This window comes from Streptomyces sp. NPDC030840 (assembly GCF_055572015.1).
The window spans coordinates 124,192-142,874 of the sequence record NZ_JBVIEE010000013.1 but is presented as its reverse complement, the minus strand read 5'-3'; the positions used below and the strand labels follow the sequence as shown (position 1 = coordinate 142,874).

The following is an 18,683-nucleotide window of genomic DNA, read 5'->3' as shown; positions in this document are numbered from 1 at the left end:
GACGGGCGGCGTACTGCGATGCGACGGGCGGCGAGTGCCCCGGTGATCGGCCACGAGAGCCGGTCGCGTACCACCGCTTGGTGGCCAAGCGGAGGACGTGCGGCTGCGTTTCCGGGCTCATCGGCTCATCCCCGCACCGCGAGAACCAGCGGCATCACCCCCTGCGCACCGGCCCGTCGAAGCATGCGTGCGGCGACCGCGATGGTCCAGCCCGTTTCGGTGGCGTCGTCGACGAGCAGCACGGGGCCGCCCGCCTCCTTGAGCGCGGCGGCGAGGCCCGGCGGCACCGAGAGCGCGCCATCGAGCGCCTTCAGCCGCTGCGCGCTGTTGCTGCGGGAGAGCGGGGAGACATCACCGGTGTACTCCACGGACCCCAGCAGCGGCAGCCGCCCGACCTCGGCGATCCGCGCGGCCAGGGACTGGATGAGCCGCGGTCGGGTGCGCGAGGCCATGGTGACGACGCCCGCGGGGCGCGGCGGGGCGTCCGGCTGTCCCGAGGCCCAGCCGCCGGGTCCCTTCGCCCAGTCGGACAGCACGCCCACCACGGCCTTCGCCACATCTTCGGGCACCGGTCCGTCGGGGGCCTGAGGTGCGAGCATCGGCCGCAGCCGGTTGCCCCAGCCGATGTCCGAGAGCCGCCCCAGCGCCCGGCCGGGAGCGGACTGTTCACCGGCCGGGATACGTCCCTTGAGGTCGACGCCCACCGCGGGCAGACCCGTCGGCCACATCTTGCGGGGCTCGACCTCGACGCCCGCGCGTTCGAGTTCACCGCGCGCCGCCGCCAGCGCGGCCGGCGACACGGAGTCCGAGAACCTCGGCTGCGCGCACCTGTCGCAGCGCCCGCACGGCGCGGCGCCCTCGTCATCCAGCTGGCGGCGCAGGAACTCCATGCGGCAGCCCGTCGTCGTGACGTAGTCACGCATGGCCTGCTGTTCGGCGGCACGCTGCTTGGCGACCCACGCGTAGCGCTCGCCGTCGTACGTCCAGGGGGCACCCGTGGAGACCCAGCCTCCCTGGACGCGCCGTACAGCGCCGTCCACGTCGAGGACCTTGAGCATCGTCTCGAGGCGTGACCTGCGCAGCTCGACCAGTGGCTCCAGGGCGGGCAGTGACAGTGGCCGCTCCGCGCGGGCGAGGACGTCCAGCGTGCGGAGCACCTGTTCCTCCGGCGGGAACGCGATCGAGGCGAAGTACTCCCAGATCGCCTGGTCCTCCTTGCCGGGCAGAAGCAGCACCTCGGCGTGTGCGACGCCACGGCCCGCACGTCCGACCTGCTGGTAGTAGGCGATGGGTGACGACGGCGACCCCAGGTGCAGCACGAAACCGAGATCGGGTTTGTCGAAGCCCATGCCCAGTGCCGACGTGGCGACCAGTGCCTTGACGCGGTTGGCGAGCAGGTCCTCCTCGGCCTGCCTGCGGTCCGCGTTCTCCGTCTTGCCGGTGTACGACGCGACCGGGTGCCCGCACTGACGGAGGAACGCGGTGACCTCCTCGGCGGCGGCCACGGTGAGCGTGTAGATGATGCCGGAGCCCGGGAGCTCGTCAAGGTGCTCGGCGAGCCAGGCCATCCGGTGGGCGGCATCGGGCAGTTGAAGCACGCCGAGGCTGAGGCTCTCCCGGTCGAGCGGCCCCCGCAGGACGAGCGCGTCGCTGCCGCCGCCGGTGCCGAGCTGCTCGGCGACGTCGGCCGTCACGCGTGCGTTCGCCGTGGCGGTGGTGGCGAGCACGGGCACACCGGGCGGCAGGTCGGCGAGCATGGTGCGCAGCCGGCGGTAGTCCGGCCGGAAGTCATGCCCCCAGTCCGAGATGCAGTGTGCCTCGTCGACCACCAGTAGACCGGTCGCCGCGGCCAGCTTGGGCAGCACCTGGTCGCGGAAGTCGGGGTTGTTGAGCCGCTCCGGGCTCACCAGGAGGACGTCGACCTCCCCGGCGGCCACCTCGTGCTGGATCGTGTCCCACTCCTCCGTGTTGGACGAGTTGATCGTCCTCGCGTGGATGCCGGCGCGGGCCGCCGCGTCGACCTGGTTGCGCATGAGCGCGAGGAGCGGGGAGACGATGACGGTGGGGCCCGCACCCCTCGCCCGCAGCAACGCCGTCGCGACGAAGTACACGGCGGACTTGCCCCAGCCGGTGCGCTGCACGACCAGGGCTCTGCGCTTGTCGGCGACCAGGGCCTCGATGGCGCGCCACTGGTCCTCGCGCAGCCGGGCCGCACCGGCCGGGGCACCGACGAGGCGGGCCAGTACGGCATCGGCGGCGGTACGGAGGTCTGGGCCGTCCGCGGTGGGCAGGTCTTCGTGGGTCATGGCTCCATGCAACCCGATGCCTCGGACATCGCGCGAACGAGGCGGCCGGACTGTGGACAACTTCTGACGTGGTCATGGTCGGACTTATCCACAGACGAAAGCGGAATCTTGAGATCCGCGGGATGGTCACGGCATGACGAACCACAGCGAAGCAGCCGGGACCTCCGGCGACATCGACAGCGCCGGCGGTATCATCAGCGGCACCAGTGGCGGTGACGGCGGCACCGGCGGTCAGCCAGAGTGTGGTGGCCGCGACGGAAGTGCACCGAACCGGCTCGCGGGGCCCCAGCGGGGACCGGAGGGGCCGGGGAGCCGGGCACACGCTGTCGCGGAACCCGGGCCACGCTCCGACCGCCCTTCCACCGTCACGAGCCACGAGCAGCCCTCTCAGCAGGCGGGGCACGAGGACACCTCCCCATTCCCAGGACACGACGAAGCCGAGGTGCACGCGGCACACCGGGCATCCGCCAGTCCGTGCGCGGAACACCAGGTCACGCTGCGCACCCCGGCCGAACTGGCAGATGCCCTTCCCTACCTGCTCGGGTACCGGCCCGAGGACAGCATCGTGCTCGTCGCACTCCACGACCGGGACGGCCGGGGACGCTTCGGCGGCCGGGCTCGCCTCGGCATCCCGGCCCAGCCGGACGACTGGCCCGCTGTGGCCGAGCAGCTGGCCCATGGGCTCGTGACCGGCAGCGAGCGCCGAGGCGTCAGGCCCGAGAGCATGGTCGCCTTCCTCTGCCAGGACCCGTCGGGCGGGGAGCCGGCGCGTGAGGTCATGGAGCGCCTTCGACCGCTGGCACAACTGCTGCGCAGGGCCTGCGGCCGGCTCGACGTGCCCGTCGTCGAGGCTCTGTGCATCTCCGACGGTCGATTCTGGTCGTACTGCTGCCCCGGCAACGGCTGCTGTTCCTCGGAGGGCGAGGCGATGGGACTCCCCGGTACCTCGGTCCTGGCCGCCGCCGCGACGTACGCCGGCCTTCAGGTGCGCGGCACCCTGCGGGAGCTGAGGGCCCGGCTCACACCCTGGGAGACGGCTGCCGCCCTCCCACAGGAGGAGGCGCTCGACGCCGCGAACAGGGAGATCGTCCCTCGCCTCCTCGACGCGGAGGGGCGCGCGGCGCTGGCTGAGGAGACCCTTGAACTGGCACGCCGCCTCATGGGCCGCCTCGCAGCCGCGCCGCGGGTCCCCGGCACGCTCCAGGCGGACCTCCGGGACGACGAGCTCCTTGGACACCAGGAGGTGGCGACCCTCGTTCTCGGCCTCCAGGACCGCTCGACCCGTGATCGCGCGGCCGAGTGGATGGAGGGCGAGGAGGCAGCGCCGGCCCTGCGTCTCTGGCGAGCTCTCGCCCGCCGCTGCGTCGGCGCCTACGGCGAGCACGCCGCGGCCCCGCTCACGCTCGCCGGCTGGGTCGCCTGGTCCTCCGGTGACGAACTGGAGGCAAGGGAAGCCCTGGCCATGGCACTCGCCGCCGACCGTGACTACCTCTTCGCCCGTCTTCTCCACCAGGCCTGCAACGAGGGCCTCGACCCGGAGTCCATCCGCCGCTGCCTCCGCACGGAACGCGAGAACCGCGACGAGGCCGTGAAGGCCCCCGCCGACGGCTTCCCGGAAAGGGGGAGCGAGGGCGGCGCGCAGGAACCGGCGCAGCACCACACATGCGCCACTCGGACGGCCGGGACCGGCCCGCGGCGCCGTCGCCGGGCACGATCCGAGGGCAGCTCCGGTAGTCGCATCACCAGGCGACCTTCCGGGGCCATCGGCGACCGCCGCCCACCACGGCCGGCCGACGGCACCGCACCCGCCGGCGGCGGCCAGGGCCGCGTGACGGACAGCACCAGCGGTCGCACGCGGGCCCGTCGGGGCGCCGACGGCTGTGGCAGGACGGCCGAAACGTGATGCCACGCGCCGTGTCCGGGGCCGGCCATGACGCGTACCGAGCTCTCCCGGCCGGCGAAGACCGGCGTGGACCACAGCCTCTGCCCGCCTCCCCACCCAAGGGCGTGACCGCCTTGCCACAACCGGGCCGTGACCTGGCGGAGGCCCGCTCCGTTCACCTGAGTGGCGGAACCCCAGGAGCCGGGTCGCGCCGCCGCACCGTCCCCGCCCCTCCGGAGCCCCGCGCCTGGCGGCGAGCACACCGCAGCGCCGAGCGCAGAAGAAGCCGCCGCATGCCCCTCCTCACCCCGTCCTCCGCCCCCGACGGCGACCGTCCGCGGTTCCGTCGAACCGCTCCGCCCTCGGACCGAACGGCTCCGCCCCCGGACCGGGGCGCTCAATCCTCCGGCCGGGGAACTCGACCGCTGTCGCCGACCGCACGAGTCTCCGTGAGCGCCGGCAGCCCGCCACAGGCTCCGGTCGGTACGGGCAGCGGTCCGGCGTCCACCCCGTCGGGCAGGAGCCCAGCGCGTACGGCTCCCCGTGGCGGTACGACGAGCCCGGCGTCAGGTACGCCAGTGGCCGCGCGCCCTCCCGCAGGTCTGCCGCCCGCCCATGCCACGCTGATCTGCGTCGCGCTGCCGGGCCTGGCGATCTCCACGGAGCAGGGGCAGCTGACCGGCCAGGGACTGGAGGGCTTCTACCGTTCCGGTCGGCGCGTGCTCTCCCGGTGCCAGGTGCGGGTGGCCGGACGGGAACCGCTCGCCGTGCAGGCGCGGATGCTCGCGGCCGACCGGGCCCGGTTCATGGCGACACTGTGCGTGTCCGCGGACGCCGGACCGGACCCCGACGTCGTGGTCGAGCGCACCCGGCACGCGGACGGCACGGAGCGGATCACCTTGCACAACACAGCCTCGCGCCCACTGCGCCTGCTCGTGGAGGTCGCCCTCGGTACCGACCTCGCGGAACTGGGCGCGGTGGCGTCCGGCAGAGCGGGGCCCGAACTGCCCGCCAGGGTTCATGACTCCGGTCTGCGCTGGTCCTGTGCCCGCGGGGGCTCGGCCGTCACCGCGCAGCCTCCGCCCACGGACGCGCTGGCCTCCGCCGGACTGCTGCGCTGGGACATGGAGCTCCCGCCCGGCGGCTCCCGCGGTGTGGAGCTGCGCGTGCGGCCTGACGGCGCCGGCCCCCTCCGACCCGTGGGGCGTGGCGCGACGAGCCCTGTCGCCCAGGCCGCGGCGACGGGTGACGACCCCAGGGTCCAGCCACTTCTTCATACGTGCGTCGAGGACCTCCAGGCCCTCTTGCTGCGCGACCCCGATCACCCCGCCGACACGCACCTCGCGGCAGGTGCGCCCTGGCGCTGCGGCCTGGCCCCGGCCGACGCCCTCGCCGCCGCCCGGATGACGCTTCCCCTGGGCACCCGCCTTGCCGCAGGCACGCTCCGCACCCTGGCCCGCACCCAGCTCCCGGGCACGGGGGCGCGGTCCGGCATGATCCCCGGGCCGCGACGGGACGCGGGCCCGCACCTGCCGCCGGGCTGTACGGGGACCGAGGCCACCCTGCTGTTCCCCGCTCTCCTCGCCGAGGCGCGACGCTGGGGGCTCGCGGAGCAGGAGACGGAGGAGTTGCTGCCCGCCGCCGAAAGCTGCCTGCGCTGGCTGCGGGCCACCGCGGGCGACGGCCCCTACCTGCCCGACCCGCAGCGCGGCGGGCCGCTGCTCTGCGAGACCCAGGCGCACGCCCACCGCGCCGCGATCCTGGGGGCCGACCTCCTCGACGCGTACGGCAGACCCGGCGGCGAGGAGCTGCGGGAGTGGGCCCAGGAGCTGCGGACCGCGTTCCGGGCGGACTTCTGGGTCGAGGACCGGGGCGGCGGCAGACCGGCGGCCGCCCGCACCAGGGACGGACGACCCCTTCCACTCCTGGGCTCGGCTGCCGCCCACCTTCTCGACACGGGCCTCCTCGGCTCCGGCGTGGCGGCCCCGGGCCTGCTCGACAAGGTGCAGACCGAGCAGCTGGGGCGGCTGCTGGGCGGTCCGGCCATGGACTCCGGATGGGGGCTGCGGAGCCTTGGGGTGAAAGAGCCGGCGTACAACCCCTTCGGCCACAGGGGCGGAGCCGTACGGGTCCAGGAAACGGCGATCGCGGTCGCGGGACTGGCAGCCGCAGGCTACGAGAAGGAGGCCGGTTCGCTGCTGCGGGGCGTGCTGGCTGCCGCGGAGGAGTTCGGCCGTCGGCTGCCCGAGATGTACGCGGGGGAGCAGCATACGGCCGGAAGCGCGCCTCTGCCCCACCCCGCGGCCTGCAGACCGGCCGCGACGGCCGCGGCCTCAGGAGTGCTGCTTCTGACCGCCCTCGTCGGGATCCGCCCCGACGCGCCGGCCGGGACGGTCACGCTGCGGCCGATGCGTAGCGCGCCCCTGGGCGAGATCAACCTGACAGGGCTGCGGGTCGCGGGTGCGCCCTTCGCCGTACGCGTCAGCAGGCTCGGCCTCGCCATGGTCGAGGAGGCGGCCGACGGGCTGCAGCTGGGGTTGTGACCTCGAACGAGATGTGGTCGAACAGCTGACGGCGGCCACTGGCAGGAGCCGTGGCGGACAGAAGTGGATCAGCGAGGGAGGTGGTCGACGAAGGGCGTGTTTATCGTCAGGGAGACGACTATGATCACAGCATGCCCTACGACCCGTCAGCGTTTCCGCCCTTTGCCGTCACCGTGGACCTGGTCGTGCTGACCGTGCGCCGCCATGCCCTCTGTGCGCTGGTGGTGCGGCGGGGCGAGCAGCCGTTCCAGGGGCGGTGGGCGCTTCCCGGCGGGTTCGTACGGCCGGACGAGGACCTGGCCCAGGCCGCCGCGCGCGAGCTGGAGGAGGAGACCGGGCTGCGTGCCCACGACCCCGCCGCCCCGGCCCAGGACAACGGCGCGCACCTGGAGCAGCTCGCGACGTACGGCGACCCCGAGCGGGACCCCAGGATGCGGGTCGTCAGCGTCGCGCACCTCGCACTCGCTCCGGACCTGCCCGCACCCAGGGCCGGTGGCGACGCGAACATCGCGCGTTGGGCACCCGTGGAGGAGCTGCTGCAGCAGGGCGGTCACGGCCGCGACGGCGAGCCGATGGCGCCGCTCGCCTTCGATCACGCGCAGATCCTGGCGGACGGCGTGGAGCGTGCGCGTTCCAAGATCGAGTACTCCTCGCTGGCCACCGCCTTCTGTCCACCCGAGTTCACCGTCGGTGAGTTGCGCCGCGTCTACGAAGCGGTGTGGGGTGTGGCTCTCGACCCGCGCAACTTCCACCGCAAGGTGACGGGCACCCCCGGCTTCCTGGTGCCCGCCGGCGGGACAACCACGCGCCAGGGAGGCCGACCGGCCCAGCTCTTCCGCGCGGGTGGTGCCACGCTCCTCAACCCGCCGATGCTGCGCCCCGAGGTCTGACACCACAGAAAACCGGACATAACGCGCTATCTTGCTGTGGGTGATCCAGGCCATCGGACTGACCAGCACCCCTCGCAAGGAGCTCCCGCCCGCCGTCGACAACGTCTCCTTCGAGGCACTCTCCGGCCGCGTCACCGTGCTCCTCGGCGCGCCGGGCGCCGGCAAGACGACAGCGGTGCGGCTCATGCTCGCACTGCAACAGGGCCGCGGAATCACCTACTTCAGAGGCCGCCCCCTCCATCGCATCGCCCATCCGTCGCGCGAGGTGGGTGCCCTTCTCGGTGATGTGCCCGGCCACCCGGCCCGCACCGTCCGCGGGCATCTCCGCATGCTGTGTGCCGCGGTCGGCGTGTCCGTGCAGCGTGCCGACGAAGTCCTCGACGTCGTGGGTCTCGCCGGTCTGCGCGACGAACGCCTGGGGACGCTCTCGCGCGGCATGGACCGCCGCCTGGGACTGGCGTGCGCGTTGCTGGCCGACCCGCACACCCTCGTGCTCGACCACCCCGCCGACGGACTGTCCGTCCAGGAGAGCCGCTGGCTGCACGGCATTCTGCGCGCCCACGCCCTTCAGGGCGGCACCGTGCTGTTCACGACGCGCGACCCCAAGGAGGCGGCGCAGACGGCCGACCGGGTCATCACGCTTGAGTCGGGCCGGCTCGTCGCCGACCAGGAAGCGGCCGACTTCGCCCGTACCCGGCTCCGTCCGCGCGTCGTCGTCCGCAGCCCGCACGCCGTCCGCCTGGGGGCCCTGCTCACCAAGGAGGCCCGGACCGCACGCCGTTCGGTCGAGGTCGTGCGCGAGGACGGCAACCGGCTCTCCGTGTACGGCAGTAGCTGCGCCGACGTCGGGGAGACCGCGTTCCGGCACGGCATCCTCGTACATCAACTCGCCGACGAGGTAGGCGACATGGGGCCGCCGTCGGTTGCCGGTGGCGGTTGTTCCTCCACCACGGAAGATGTCGGCGTGACCGCAGACGACGAGGACGGCGAGCGTGTGCCGGGACGCAGGACGAGGTCGCCGGAGCCGGGCGGTCTTCCGGCCCTCCCACCCCCCGTCAGTGTCCGTCCGGCCCCGAGTCCCCTGCGCCCGCTCCGTTACGAACTCCGCAGGGCCACCGGGGTCGGCACCGGCTTCGTCACCGTGGCCGCCGTACTGGCCGCCTCCGCTGTCCTCTCCGTGGTCCTCGCGGGCGTCGGGCACACCCCACAGCCGCGCCTGCTGGCCGCATGGCCGCAGGAACTGCCACTGCCGCCCGCCGCGCTCGGAGCGGGGTTTCTCGGCGCGATCGCCTTCGGCGACGAGTTCCGCCACCCCGCCCTCGCCGCGGATCGCGGGACCGTCCCCCGCCGGCTGGGGCTGCTCGCCGCCAAACTCCTCGTGGCCGCGGGCACGGCGCTGTTCCTGGCCTTCCTCACTGTGGGCTGCGACCTCGAAGTGCTCTATCTCGTCTATGGACAGGAGCTCGCCGAAGTTCCCGCCGACTGGCTTTCGCTCAGCGCCAGTTGGATCGGCCTCGTCGTCGGGTGCGCCTGGGCCGGAGTGCTGGCCGCCGGCATCTTCCGGTCCACGACCGCGGGGCTTGCCGCCGTGCTCGCCGTGCCGGTCCTCGTCGTGCCGCTCGTGCACAAGGTCCTGGAGGGGGCGACCGTACGGACGGCGGCCGGGTTCTCGGCGCGGCTGCACGAGCTGCCCCTGCTGCAGTGGCCCTTCGGCGGAGAGCGCTATCTGACCGTCGCGGCCCGGATGATCGCTCAACCCGTGGGCGGCGCCCTGCTGTTGTCCCTCACCGCGCTGCTCGGTGCGTATCTGCTCACGACCCTGCGCGGCCGGGTTCGCTGAGGGAGGCAGGCTTCTGCCGGCTACCGTCCGCATCCGCCCGTTCCACCTTGCGCGCAACTCCTCGAAGAGCGCCCGTTTCTTTCCGATAAGGCGTCAATTGCGACGGAGGGAGCGATCACCCTTTCGTGTGCTTTTCACCAAAGACCTCAAGGGAGTTGGGGACGGCGCCGACAAAGGATGCGTGAGTACCCTTGCGCACACCATGATGACCACCGCCCGCTCCGCAGACTCCGGCCTGGCCGGCCCGGGCGGACTCGACCGCTACTCCTACGCCGAGACCCCCGGTGCGGAGCGCGTCGGCGCCCCGGCCTGGGAGAGCGCCGATCCCGAACTGGGGCGTGTGGGCCGACGCACCGCGGGCAGCCGCGGCCGCGGCCTGCACGGCCAACTCGTCCAGCAACTGGGTCAGATGATCGTTTCCGGTGACCTCGGTGCGGACCGGCCGCTCGTCCCCGAGGAGATCGGCCAGCGATTCGAGGTCTCCCGAACCGTCGTCCGCGAGTCGCTCCGTGTTCTGGAGGCGAAGGGGCTGGTCAGTGCCCGCCCCAACGTCGGCACGCGTGTGCGCCCCGTCAGCGACTGGAACCTGCTCGACCCGGACATCATCGAGTGGCGGGCCTTCGGGCCCCAGCGCGACGACCAGCGGCGTGAGCTGAGCGAGCTGCGCTGGACGATCGAGCCGCTCGCCGCCCGTATGGCCGCCGGGCACGGACGCGACGAGGTCCAGCAGCGGCTCGGCGACATGGTCGAGATCATGGGGCACGCCATGGGGCAGGGCGACTCCCTGACCTTCGCGCGCGCGGACGCCGAGTTCCATTCCATGCTCATCCAGGTCGCGGGCAACCGCATGCTCGAGCACCTCTCCGGCATCGTCTCCGCCGCCCTGCAGGTCTCCGGAGGTCCGGTCACCGGCTGTGACCGCCCCAACGAGACCTCCCTCGGCCATCACGCCCGGATCGTCGAGGCGCTCGCCACCGGAGACGGCCCGGCCGCCGAGGCGGCGATGCGTCAGTTGCTCACCATCCACCCCGAGGTGGAGCGCGTCGTGCCCTCCCCGCGCGAGCACTGATCGCCCGCCGGGAGCGGCCGGGGCGCGGGAGCGCGTCCCGTCCGGGTGTCGCCCGGTCGGTGAGCCTGCCCCCCGTCGGACCCCCGTCGGCTCCCCAGGGAACCGGCGGGCCCCGGTGCGACGTGAAGGACTGACCAGTCGGAGCCGGTCGCGGCGACTTCTGACCGCTTCTGGCTGTATTTGGATGTATTTGGGCGCTTACGGGGTGTGACTCGGGCCACGCGGATTGGGCGTAACGCTCTTCGGGGCAGCGCGATGACCTAAGAGGTGACAGCCGAGGAGGGAATACGGACGCCACTCAAGGCGCTGTGCATCTTCCCGGCCCCCCGCCTGCGCCGTCGGCCCATCCCCAGTCGGCGGTCGTCGGCTCCTGTCCGCAGTGGACGGGGCCGGAAGCCGTTTTCCAACGTTCCGAGAGGTTGTTCGTGTCGGCCAGCACATCCCGTACGCTCCCGCCGGAGATCGCCGAGTCCGTCTCTGTCATGGCGCTCATTGAGCGGGGAAAGGCTGAGGGGCAGATCGCCGGCGACGACGTGCGTCGAGCCTTCGAAGCTGACCAGATTCCGGCCACTCAGTGGAAGAACGTACTGCGCAGCCTCAACCAGATTCTTGAGGAAGAGGGTGTGACGCTGATGGTCAGTGCCGCAGAGCCCAAGCGCACCCGCAAGAGCGTCGCAGCGAAGAGTCCGGCCAAGCGGACCGCCACCAAGACCGTGGCGGCGAAGACGGTGACCGCGAAGAAGGCCACTGCCCCCGCCGCTCCGTCGGTACCGGCCGCCGACGATCCCACCGAGGAAGCCGCGCCGGCGAAGAAGGCCGCCGCCAAGAAGGCGACCGCCAAGAAGGCCGTGGCCAAGAAGACCGCCGTCAAGAAGACGGTGGCCAAGAAGACGACCGCCAAGAAGGACGACGCCGAGCTTCTCGAGGACGAGCCGATCGAGGAGACCCCGGCGCCGGGCAAGGGCGGGGAGGAGCCCGAGGGCGCCGAGAACGCCGGTTTCGTGCTCTCCGACGAGGACGAGGACGACGCGCCCGCCCAGCAGGTCGCCGCGGCCGGCGCCACCGCCGACCCGGTCAAGGACTACCTCAAACAGATCGGCAAGGTCCCGCTGCTCAACGCCGAGCAGGAGGTCGAGCTCGCCAAGCGCATCGAGGCGGGCCTGTTCGCCGAGGACAAGCTGTCCAACGCCGACAAGCTCGCTCCCAAGCTCAAGCGCGAGCTGGAGATCATCGCCGAGGACGGCCGCCGGGCCAAGAACCACCTCCTGGAGGCCAACCTCCGTCTGGTGGTCTCCCTGGCCAAGCGCTACACCGGCCGCGGCATGCTCTTCCTGGACCTCATCCAGGAGGGCAACCTCGGTCTGATCCGCGCGGTCGAGAAGTTCGACTACACCAAGGGCTACAAGTTCTCCACGTACGCCACCTGGTGGATCCGTCAGGCGATCACCCGCGCCATGGCCGACCAGGCCCGCACCATCCGTATCCCGGTGCACATGGTCGAGGTCATCAACAAGCTCGCGCGTGTGCAGCGCCAGATGCTCCAGGACCTGGGTCGCGAGCCCACTCCGGAGGAGCTGGCCAAGGAGCTCGACATGACCCCGGAGAAGGTCATCGAGGTCCAGAAGTACGGCCGTGAGCCGATCTCGCTGCACACCCCGCTGGGTGAGGACGGTGACAGCGAGTTCGGTGACCTCATCGAGGACTCCGAGGCGGTCGTGCCCGCCGACGCGGTCAGCTTCACACTCCTGCAGGAGCAGCTGCACTCCGTTCTCGACACCCTGTCCGAGCGCGAGGCCGGTGTCGTGTCCATGCGCTTCGGTCTCACCGACGGCCAGCCGAAGACCCTGGACGAGATCGGCAAGGTCTACGGCGTGACGCGCGAGCGCATCCGCCAGATCGAGTCCAAGACGATGTCGAAGCTGCGTCACCCGTCGCGTTCGCAGGTGCTGCGCGACTACCTGGACTGAGCCTCACTCCTACGATCCGTGAGGGCCCGGCTTCCGCTGCGGAAGCCGGGCCCTCGGCCTGTGCGCGCGCATGCGGGCAGCCGCCCGGTGAATCACCCTGGGTGTGCAGTGAATGCCCCAGAGTGAGGAGTTCGCATGCGACGATCAGTTGCCCGGGTATCGGCCCTCGCTGCCGCGGTGGGCGCGATACCGCTGGTATCACCCGCAGCCCCGGCGGCAGCCGACGTCGTCGTCGGCGGCTATCCGGTCGAGATCTCCGAGAGCCCGTGGACGGTGGCGCTGTCCAGCCGTGACCGGTTCGGCGGTACGCGGGCGGGGCAGTTCTGCGGCGGCGTGGCGGTCGGCCGCTCGACCGTGCTGACCGCGGCCCACTGTCTGAGCGGGGCGGTGCTGGGGACATCGCCGGAAAAGGTGCGCGACCTGAAGGTGATCGAGGGGCGCGGTGATCTTCTCTCGGCCGAGGGCAAGGAGATCCCCGTACGCACCGCCTGGGTCAACCCGAGCTATGACAGTCATACGAACGCGGGGGACTTCGCCGTCCTCTCCCTCGCCTCGCCGCTCCCTGAGCGAGCGGTCATCCAGATGGCGGCGGCCGGGGATGCGGCCTACCGGCCGGACACCGGCGCCGTGGTCTACGGCTGGGGCGACACCACCGGCGCCGGCGACTATGCCCGCAGTCTGCGCGCCGCGCGCGTGAAGGTGCTCTCCGACGCGGTCTGCGAGGAGGCGTACGCGGGCAGCAAGGACGGCACGTACACGGCCGGCTCCATGGTGTGTGCCGGGGAGCTCGCGGGCGGACGTGACGCGTGCCAGGGCGACAGCGGCGGCCCGCTGGTCGCCCAGGGGAAGGTGATCGGCCTGGTGTCGTGGGGGACCGGGTGCGGTCTGCGGGGGAGTCCCGGGGTGTACACGCGGGTTTCGGAGATCCTGCGGACACTGGGCTGGGGGCGCTGAAAGCGGCGCTCCTGCGGGCCTCAGGGCCCGTTCACCGACGTGCCGAGCGGATGCCGTGGATGCGAGCTCCGGGCGTGAGCGCTCGCCTTACGACTATGGGCGGCCACCCCCTGTGTGCGGGGGCGGCCGCCCATGTCACCGGCCTGTGCCGGCGCTGGCTCGTCGTTGTGCGAGGTGTCAGCGTTCCTCGTCGCCGGCGCTTGCCGGAGCGGAGGTCAGCCGCTCCGTCTCGTCCTGTATCTCGGCGGCGATCTTCTTGAGCTCCGGCTCGAACTTGCGACCGTGGTGAGCACAGAAGAGCAGTTCGCCACCGCTCAGCAGAACGACGCGCAGGTAGGCCTGTGCGCCGCAACGGTCGCATCGGTCAGCGGCCGTCAGCGGGCTCGCGGGGGTCAGAACAGTAGTCACGTCGCCTCTTCTCTAGCTCGACGAGCTGTCGTACCAGGGTCAACATCCAACCAGGCCGAAAACGTTCCCGCTCGCGGCTTTTCCTCGAAAAAATCTTTCCAGGCCAGCTGTCTGCTGCCGGTTGGCGGCGAATGAGCCGTAGTGCGTGTCTTCGTCGTACGGATTTCGCGCTGTCTGTCGGTTGTCTTGTCCTCCCGGCTGGGTTGCCGGTTGTTCATGAGGACGTGCCCGGAGCCTAAATGGTTCATGCCTCGAAGGGAACGTGATATGTACTTCACTCCATCGAGGGATCGAACGCTCGTACGAGCCTGGACTAGTCTGAGTCGAGACGAGGGTGGCGTTACATCGGCTCTACCAGGCCTCGGTACCCTCTGAACGGCGACCGAAAGCCGGGTCCTTACCCCAGAGGGCCCCACCTGAAATTCAGCGAGGAGCGAACCGCGTGACCGCCGATACGTCCGTGCCGTCCACAGCGCTGCTGACCGGAGCAGACCGGGATGGTTCCAACTACACCGCGCGGCACCTGCTCGTCCTCGAGGGGCTCGAGGCCGTACGCAAGCGCCCCGGCATGTACATCGGGTCGACCGACAGCCGTGGGCTGATGCACTGCCTGTGGGAGATCATCGACAACTCCGTGGACGAGGCCCTCGGGGGCTACTGCGACCACATCGAGGTGATCCTCCACGACGACGCCTCCGTGGAGGTCCGGGACAACGGCCGCGGCATCCCCGTGGACGTGGAGCCCAAGACCGGCCTCTCCGGAGTCGAGGTCGTCATGACCAAGCTGCACGCCGGCGGAAAGTTCGGCGGCGGCTCGTACGCGGCCTCGGGCGGTCTGCACGGTGTGGGCGCCTCCGTGGTCAACGCGCTCTCGTCCCGACTGGACATCGAGGTCGACCGCGCCGGTCACACCCACGCCATCAGCTTCCGGCGCGGTGTACCCGGCAGCTTCGCGGCCATGGGCCCGGACGCCAAGTTCGAGGCGAAGAGCGGCCTGCGCAAGGCCAAGAAGATCCCCAAGACCCGCACCGGCACCCGTGTGCGGTACTGGGCCGACCGCCAGATCTTCCTCAAGGACGCCAAGCTCGCCCTGGACACGCTGCACCAGCGCGCCCGTCAGACCGCCTTCCTGGTGCCCGGCCTGACCATCGTCGTCCGCGACGAGTACGGACTGGGCGAGGACGGCAGCAAGGGCGAGGAGTCCTTCCGCTTCGACGGCGGCATCAGCGAGTTCTGCGAGTACCTGGCCACCGACAAGCCGGTCTGCGACGTCCTCCGTCTGTCCGGGCAGGGCACCTTCAAGGAGACGGTCCCGGTCCTGGACGACCACGGCCAGATGACGCCCACCCAGGTCACCCGCGAGCTCGGCGTCGATATCGCCCTGCGCTGGGGCACCGGCTACGACACCACGCTCAAGTCGTTCGTGAACATCATCGCCACGCCCAAGGGCGGCACCCACGTCGCGGGCTTCGAACAGGCCATCGCCGCCGCACTCAACGAAGTGCTGCGGGCCAAGAAGATGCTGCGTGTCGCCGAGAACGACATCGTCAAGGACGACGCCCTCGAGGGACTCACCGCCGTCGTCACCGTGCGTCTCGCCGAGCCCCAGTTCGAGGGGCAGACCAAGGAGGTCCTCGGCACCTCGGCGGCCCGGCGCATCGTGGCGAACGTGGTCTCCAAGGAACTCAAGGCGTTCCTGACCTCCACCAAGCGTGACGCCGCCGCGCAGGCGCGTGCCGTCCTGGAGAAGGCCGTCGCCGCGGCCCGTACCCGCATCGCGGCGCGCCAGCACAAGGACGCGCAGCGCCGGAAGACCGCACTGGAGTCCTCCACGCTGCCCGCGAAGCTCGCCGACTGCCGCAGCGACGACGTCGGGCGCAGCGAGCTGTTCATCGTCGAGGGCGACTCCGCGCTGGGTACCGCCAAGCTCGCCCGGAACTCCGAGTTCCAGGCGCTGCTGCCGATCCGTGGCAAGATCCTCAACGTCCAGAAGTCGTCCGTGACGGACATGCTCAAGAACGCCGAGTGCGGCGCCATCATCCAGGTCATAGGAGCCGGATCCGGCCGGACCTTCGACATCGACGCGGCCCGCTACGGCAAGATCATCATGATGACGGACGCCGATGTGGACGGCTCCCACATCCGGACCCTGCTGCTGACGCTGTTCCATCGCTACATGCGGCCCATGGTCGAGGCGGGCCGGGTGTTCGCCGCGGTGCCACCGCTGCACCGCGTCGAGCTGATCCAGCCCAAGAAGGGCCAGGACAAGTACGTGTACACGTACTCGGACCGCGAACTGCGCGACAAGCTGATGGAGTTCCAGACCAACGGCATCCGCTACAAGGACTCGATCCAGCGCTACAAGGGCCTCGGTGAGATGGACGCCGACCAGCTGGCCGAGACCACGATGGACCCGCGTCACCGCACGCTGCGCCGGATCAACCTGTCCGATCTGGAGGCCGCCGAGCAGGTCTTCGACCTCCTGATGGGCAACGACGTCGCTCCGCGCAAGGAGTTCATCTCCAGTTCGGCGGCGACGCTGGACCGGTCACGCATCGACGCGTAGGGGAAGGGGCCGGCGCGCCTGCGGCATGCGTCACCTGATGGGGTGAAGGTCGGAGGAAGAAGAGTCGGGGATCCTACCGGTCTGTCCATCCTTGGGCATGCAGTCATGGAATGACCGGCCCGGCCGACGCGGGGGCGGGTCCGAGATCTTGGTCGAGTACCGCGAAGGGCAGCCGGACCAGGCCCCCGTCACCGCGGGGGTGGCGGGGCAGGTGACGTTCGAGGACCCCTGGTACGACGCGCTGGCCTCCGGATGGGGCGAGCTGGACGGCACGGGAGCCCCGGCCTTCGTCGCACCGTGCGCCGACCGGGGTGACGGGGGGCGGGGTGGGGGTGCGGTCGACATCTACCTGGAGGTGCAGCGCAGCGCGGCCTTTCAGGAGGTGCGCAGCCGGTACCGGAGGTTCGTGGTTCCGGGGGTCGCCGTGTTCTTCACCTGGTACGTGAGCTACGTCGTGACCGCGACGACCGCGCCCGAGCTGATGGCGAGGCCGGTGGCGGGCGCGGTGAACGTGGCGATGCTGGCGGGGCTCGGACAGTTCCTGACCACGTTCCTGTTCACGTGGGCGTACGTGCGGCATGCGAGGTTGCGCCGGGACCGTGCGGCGCTGGAGCTGCGCTGGGACACGCAGGAGCTGACGCGGGGCGTCAGAGGGGGAGAGCGGTGACCGGCAACCACCTGACGCCGGCGTTGCTGCTGTTCAGCGTGTTCGTCGCGGTCACCCTGGGGATCACGACGTGGGTGAGCCGCAACCGGCGTGGTTCCGCGGAGGAGTTCTATGCCGGCGGGCGGCTGTTCTCTCCGATGGAGAATGGTTTTGCCATCGCGGGCGACTACATGTCGGCGGCGTCGTTCCTGGGAATCTCGGGTCTCATCGCGCTCTTCGGGTACGACGGGCTGCTCTACTCGGTCGGTTTCCTGGTGGCGTGGCTCGTGGTGCTGTTCCTGGTCGCCGAACTGGTGCGCAACTGCGGGAGGTTCACGCTTGCCGATGTGGTCGCGGCCCGGATGGCCGAGAGGCCGGTGCGGATCGCGGTGGGGACCTCCTCGGTGACCGTGTCCGTCCTGTATCTGGTGGCGCAGATGGTGGGAGCGGGCACCCTGGTCGCGCTGTTGCTGGGTGACACGGGTGAGGCGGCGCGGGCCTGGACGGTCATCGGGGTCGGCGCGCTCATGGTCGTCTATGTGTCCTTGGGAGGGATGCGGGCCACCACGTGGATCCAGATCGTCAAGGCGGTCCTGCTGATGGGTGGGGCGATAGCGCTGACCGTGCTCGTACTGATGCGGTTCCACGGCGACTTCGGCCACTTGCTGCGCACGGCGGCGGAGCGGAGCGGGCACGGGAACGCGTTTCTCGCGCCCGGACTTAAGTACGGCGGGGACTGGAGCGCACGCCTGGACTTCATCAGCCTGGGGCTCGCCCTCGTGCTGGGCACGGCCGGGCTGCCGCACATCCTGTCGCGCTTCTACACCGTGCCCACCGCACGGGCCGCGCGTCGCTCGGTGGTGTGGTCGATCGGGCTCATCGGCGGCTTCTACCTGATGACGATCGTGCTGGGCTTCGGCGCGGCGGCGATCGTCGGCCCGGATGCCGTACGGCGGTCGAACGCCGCCGGGAACACGGCGGTTCCGCTGCTGGCGCTCGATCTGGGTGGCGGGGCGGGGTCCACGGGCGGGACCGTTCTGTTCGCGGTCGTCGCCGCGATCGCCTTCGCCACCATCCTCGCCGTCGTCGCCGGGATCACGCTCGCCTCGTCGGCCTCCGTGGCGCACGACCTCTACGCCTCGCTGCGGCGGCGGCGGGGGAAGCCGCGCAGCGAGGTGGCCGTCGCGCGCGCCGCGGCGGTCGGCACCGGAGTGGTCGCGATCGGGGTGGGGCTGCTCGCCCGGGACCTGAACGTCGCCTTCCTCGTGGGTCTCGCCTTCGCGGTCGCCGCGTCGGCCAATCTGCCCGTGCTGCTCTACTCGCTGTTCTGGCGCGGATTCACGACGCGCGGCGCGGTGTGGGCGGTGTACGGAGGGCTGGTGCCCGCCGTGGCGCTGGTGCTGCTCTCACCGGTGGTCTCCGGGAGCCCCGCATCGCTGTTCCCCGGTGTCGACTTCCAGTACTTCCCCCTGGAGAACCCGGGTCTGGTCTCCGTCCCGCTGGGCTTCCTCGCGGGCTGGCTCGGCACGGTCGTCTCGGCCGAGGAGCCGGACGAGGCCAGGCACGCGGAGACCGAGGTGCGGTCGCTGACGGGGGCCGGGGCGGTCTGACA

General features: G+C 71.3%; 12 protein-coding genes. 10 read left to right on the top strand and 2 right to left on the bottom strand.

The window, feature by feature from the left end; all coding sequences use genetic code 11:
• Positions 1-125 precede the first annotated feature (125 nt).
• A complete protein-coding gene (locus ACZ49J_RS26800; RefSeq protein ID WP_467451953.1) occupies positions 126-2,306 on the bottom strand; it encodes a RecQ family ATP-dependent DNA helicase in 2,181 nt (726 codons plus the stop codon).
• Positions 2,307-2,439: 133 nt separating this feature from the next.
• On the opposite strand from ACZ49J_RS26800, the gene ACZ49J_RS26795 reads away from it, so the two are divergent.
• From ACZ49J_RS26795 to ACZ49J_RS26765, 7 genes are all read left to right on the top strand, one after another.
• Positions 2,440-4,209 carry a DUF4192 domain-containing protein gene (locus tag ACZ49J_RS26795; protein WP_467451952.1) on the top strand — a complete coding sequence of 590 codons (1,770 nt, stop codon included), beginning with the start codon at positions 2,440-2,442 and terminating at the stop codon, positions 4,207-4,209.
• 272 nt (positions 4,210-4,481) lie between these two features.
• Positions 4,482-6,731, top strand: a complete 2,250-nt coding sequence (locus ACZ49J_RS26790; protein ID WP_467451951.1) for a glycogen debranching N-terminal domain-containing protein — start codon at positions 4,482-4,484, stop codon at positions 6,729-6,731.
• Between the two features lie 131 nt (positions 6,732-6,862).
• Positions 6,863-7,621: an NUDIX hydrolase gene (locus tag ACZ49J_RS26785; RefSeq protein ID WP_467451950.1), complete on the top strand. Its 759-nt coding sequence runs from the start codon at positions 6,863-6,865 to the stop codon at positions 7,619-7,621.
• 40 nt (positions 7,622-7,661) lie between these two features.
• Positions 7,662-9,461, top strand: a complete 1,800-nt coding sequence (locus tag ACZ49J_RS26780) for an ABC transporter ATP-binding protein (RefSeq protein ID WP_467451949.1) — start codon at positions 7,662-7,664, stop codon at positions 9,459-9,461.
• Between the two features lie 181 nt (positions 9,462-9,642).
• The gene (locus ACZ49J_RS26775; protein WP_467451948.1) at positions 9,643-10,530 is read left to right on the top strand and encodes a FadR/GntR family transcriptional regulator; all 888 of its coding nucleotides are present in this window, start codon (positions 9,643-9,645) and stop codon (positions 10,528-10,530) included.
• A 425-nt stretch (positions 10,531-10,955) separates the two neighbouring features.
• Positions 10,956-12,497: an RNA polymerase sigma factor gene (locus tag ACZ49J_RS26770; RefSeq protein ID WP_467451947.1), complete on the top strand. Its 1,542-nt coding sequence runs from the start codon at positions 10,956-10,958 to the stop codon at positions 12,495-12,497.
• Between the two features lie 135 nt (positions 12,498-12,632).
• Positions 12,633-13,451 carry a S1 family serine peptidase gene (locus ACZ49J_RS26765; protein WP_467451946.1) on the top strand — a complete coding sequence of 273 codons (819 nt, stop codon included), beginning with the start codon at positions 12,633-12,635 and terminating at the stop codon, positions 13,449-13,451.
• Positions 13,452-13,628: 177 nt separating this feature from the next.
• On the opposite strand, the gene ACZ49J_RS26760 is transcribed toward ACZ49J_RS26765, so the two are convergent.
• Positions 13,629-13,859 (bottom strand): DUF7455 domain-containing protein, encoded by a 231-nt coding sequence (locus ACZ49J_RS26760; protein ID WP_134040552.1) that lies wholly within the window; start codon positions 13,857-13,859, stop codon positions 13,629-13,631.
• Between the two features lie 442 nt (positions 13,860-14,301).
• On the opposite strand from ACZ49J_RS26760, the gene ACZ49J_RS26755 reads away from it, so the two are divergent.
• The 3 genes from ACZ49J_RS26755 to ACZ49J_RS26745 all read left to right on the top strand — a co-directional run bounded on the left by ACZ49J_RS26755 (position 14,302) and on the right by ACZ49J_RS26745 (position 18,681).
• The gene (locus ACZ49J_RS26755; RefSeq protein ID WP_467451945.1) at positions 14,302-16,425 is read left to right on the top strand and encodes a DNA gyrase/topoisomerase IV subunit B; all 2,124 of its coding nucleotides are present in this window, start codon (positions 14,302-14,304) and stop codon (positions 16,423-16,425) included.
• Positions 16,426-16,522: 97 nt separating this feature from the next.
• On the top strand, positions 16,523-17,092 hold the full coding sequence (locus tag ACZ49J_RS26750; RefSeq protein WP_467451944.1) for a DUF485 domain-containing protein: 570 nt from the start codon (positions 16,523-16,525) through the stop codon (positions 17,090-17,092).
• On the top strand, positions 17,089-18,681 hold the full coding sequence (locus tag ACZ49J_RS26745) for a solute symporter family protein (RefSeq protein WP_467451943.1): 1,593 nt from the start codon (positions 17,089-17,091) through the stop codon (positions 18,679-18,681). The genes ACZ49J_RS26750 and ACZ49J_RS26745 overlap by 4 nt, the downstream gene beginning before the upstream one ends.
• Positions 18,682-18,683 lie beyond the last annotated feature (2 nt).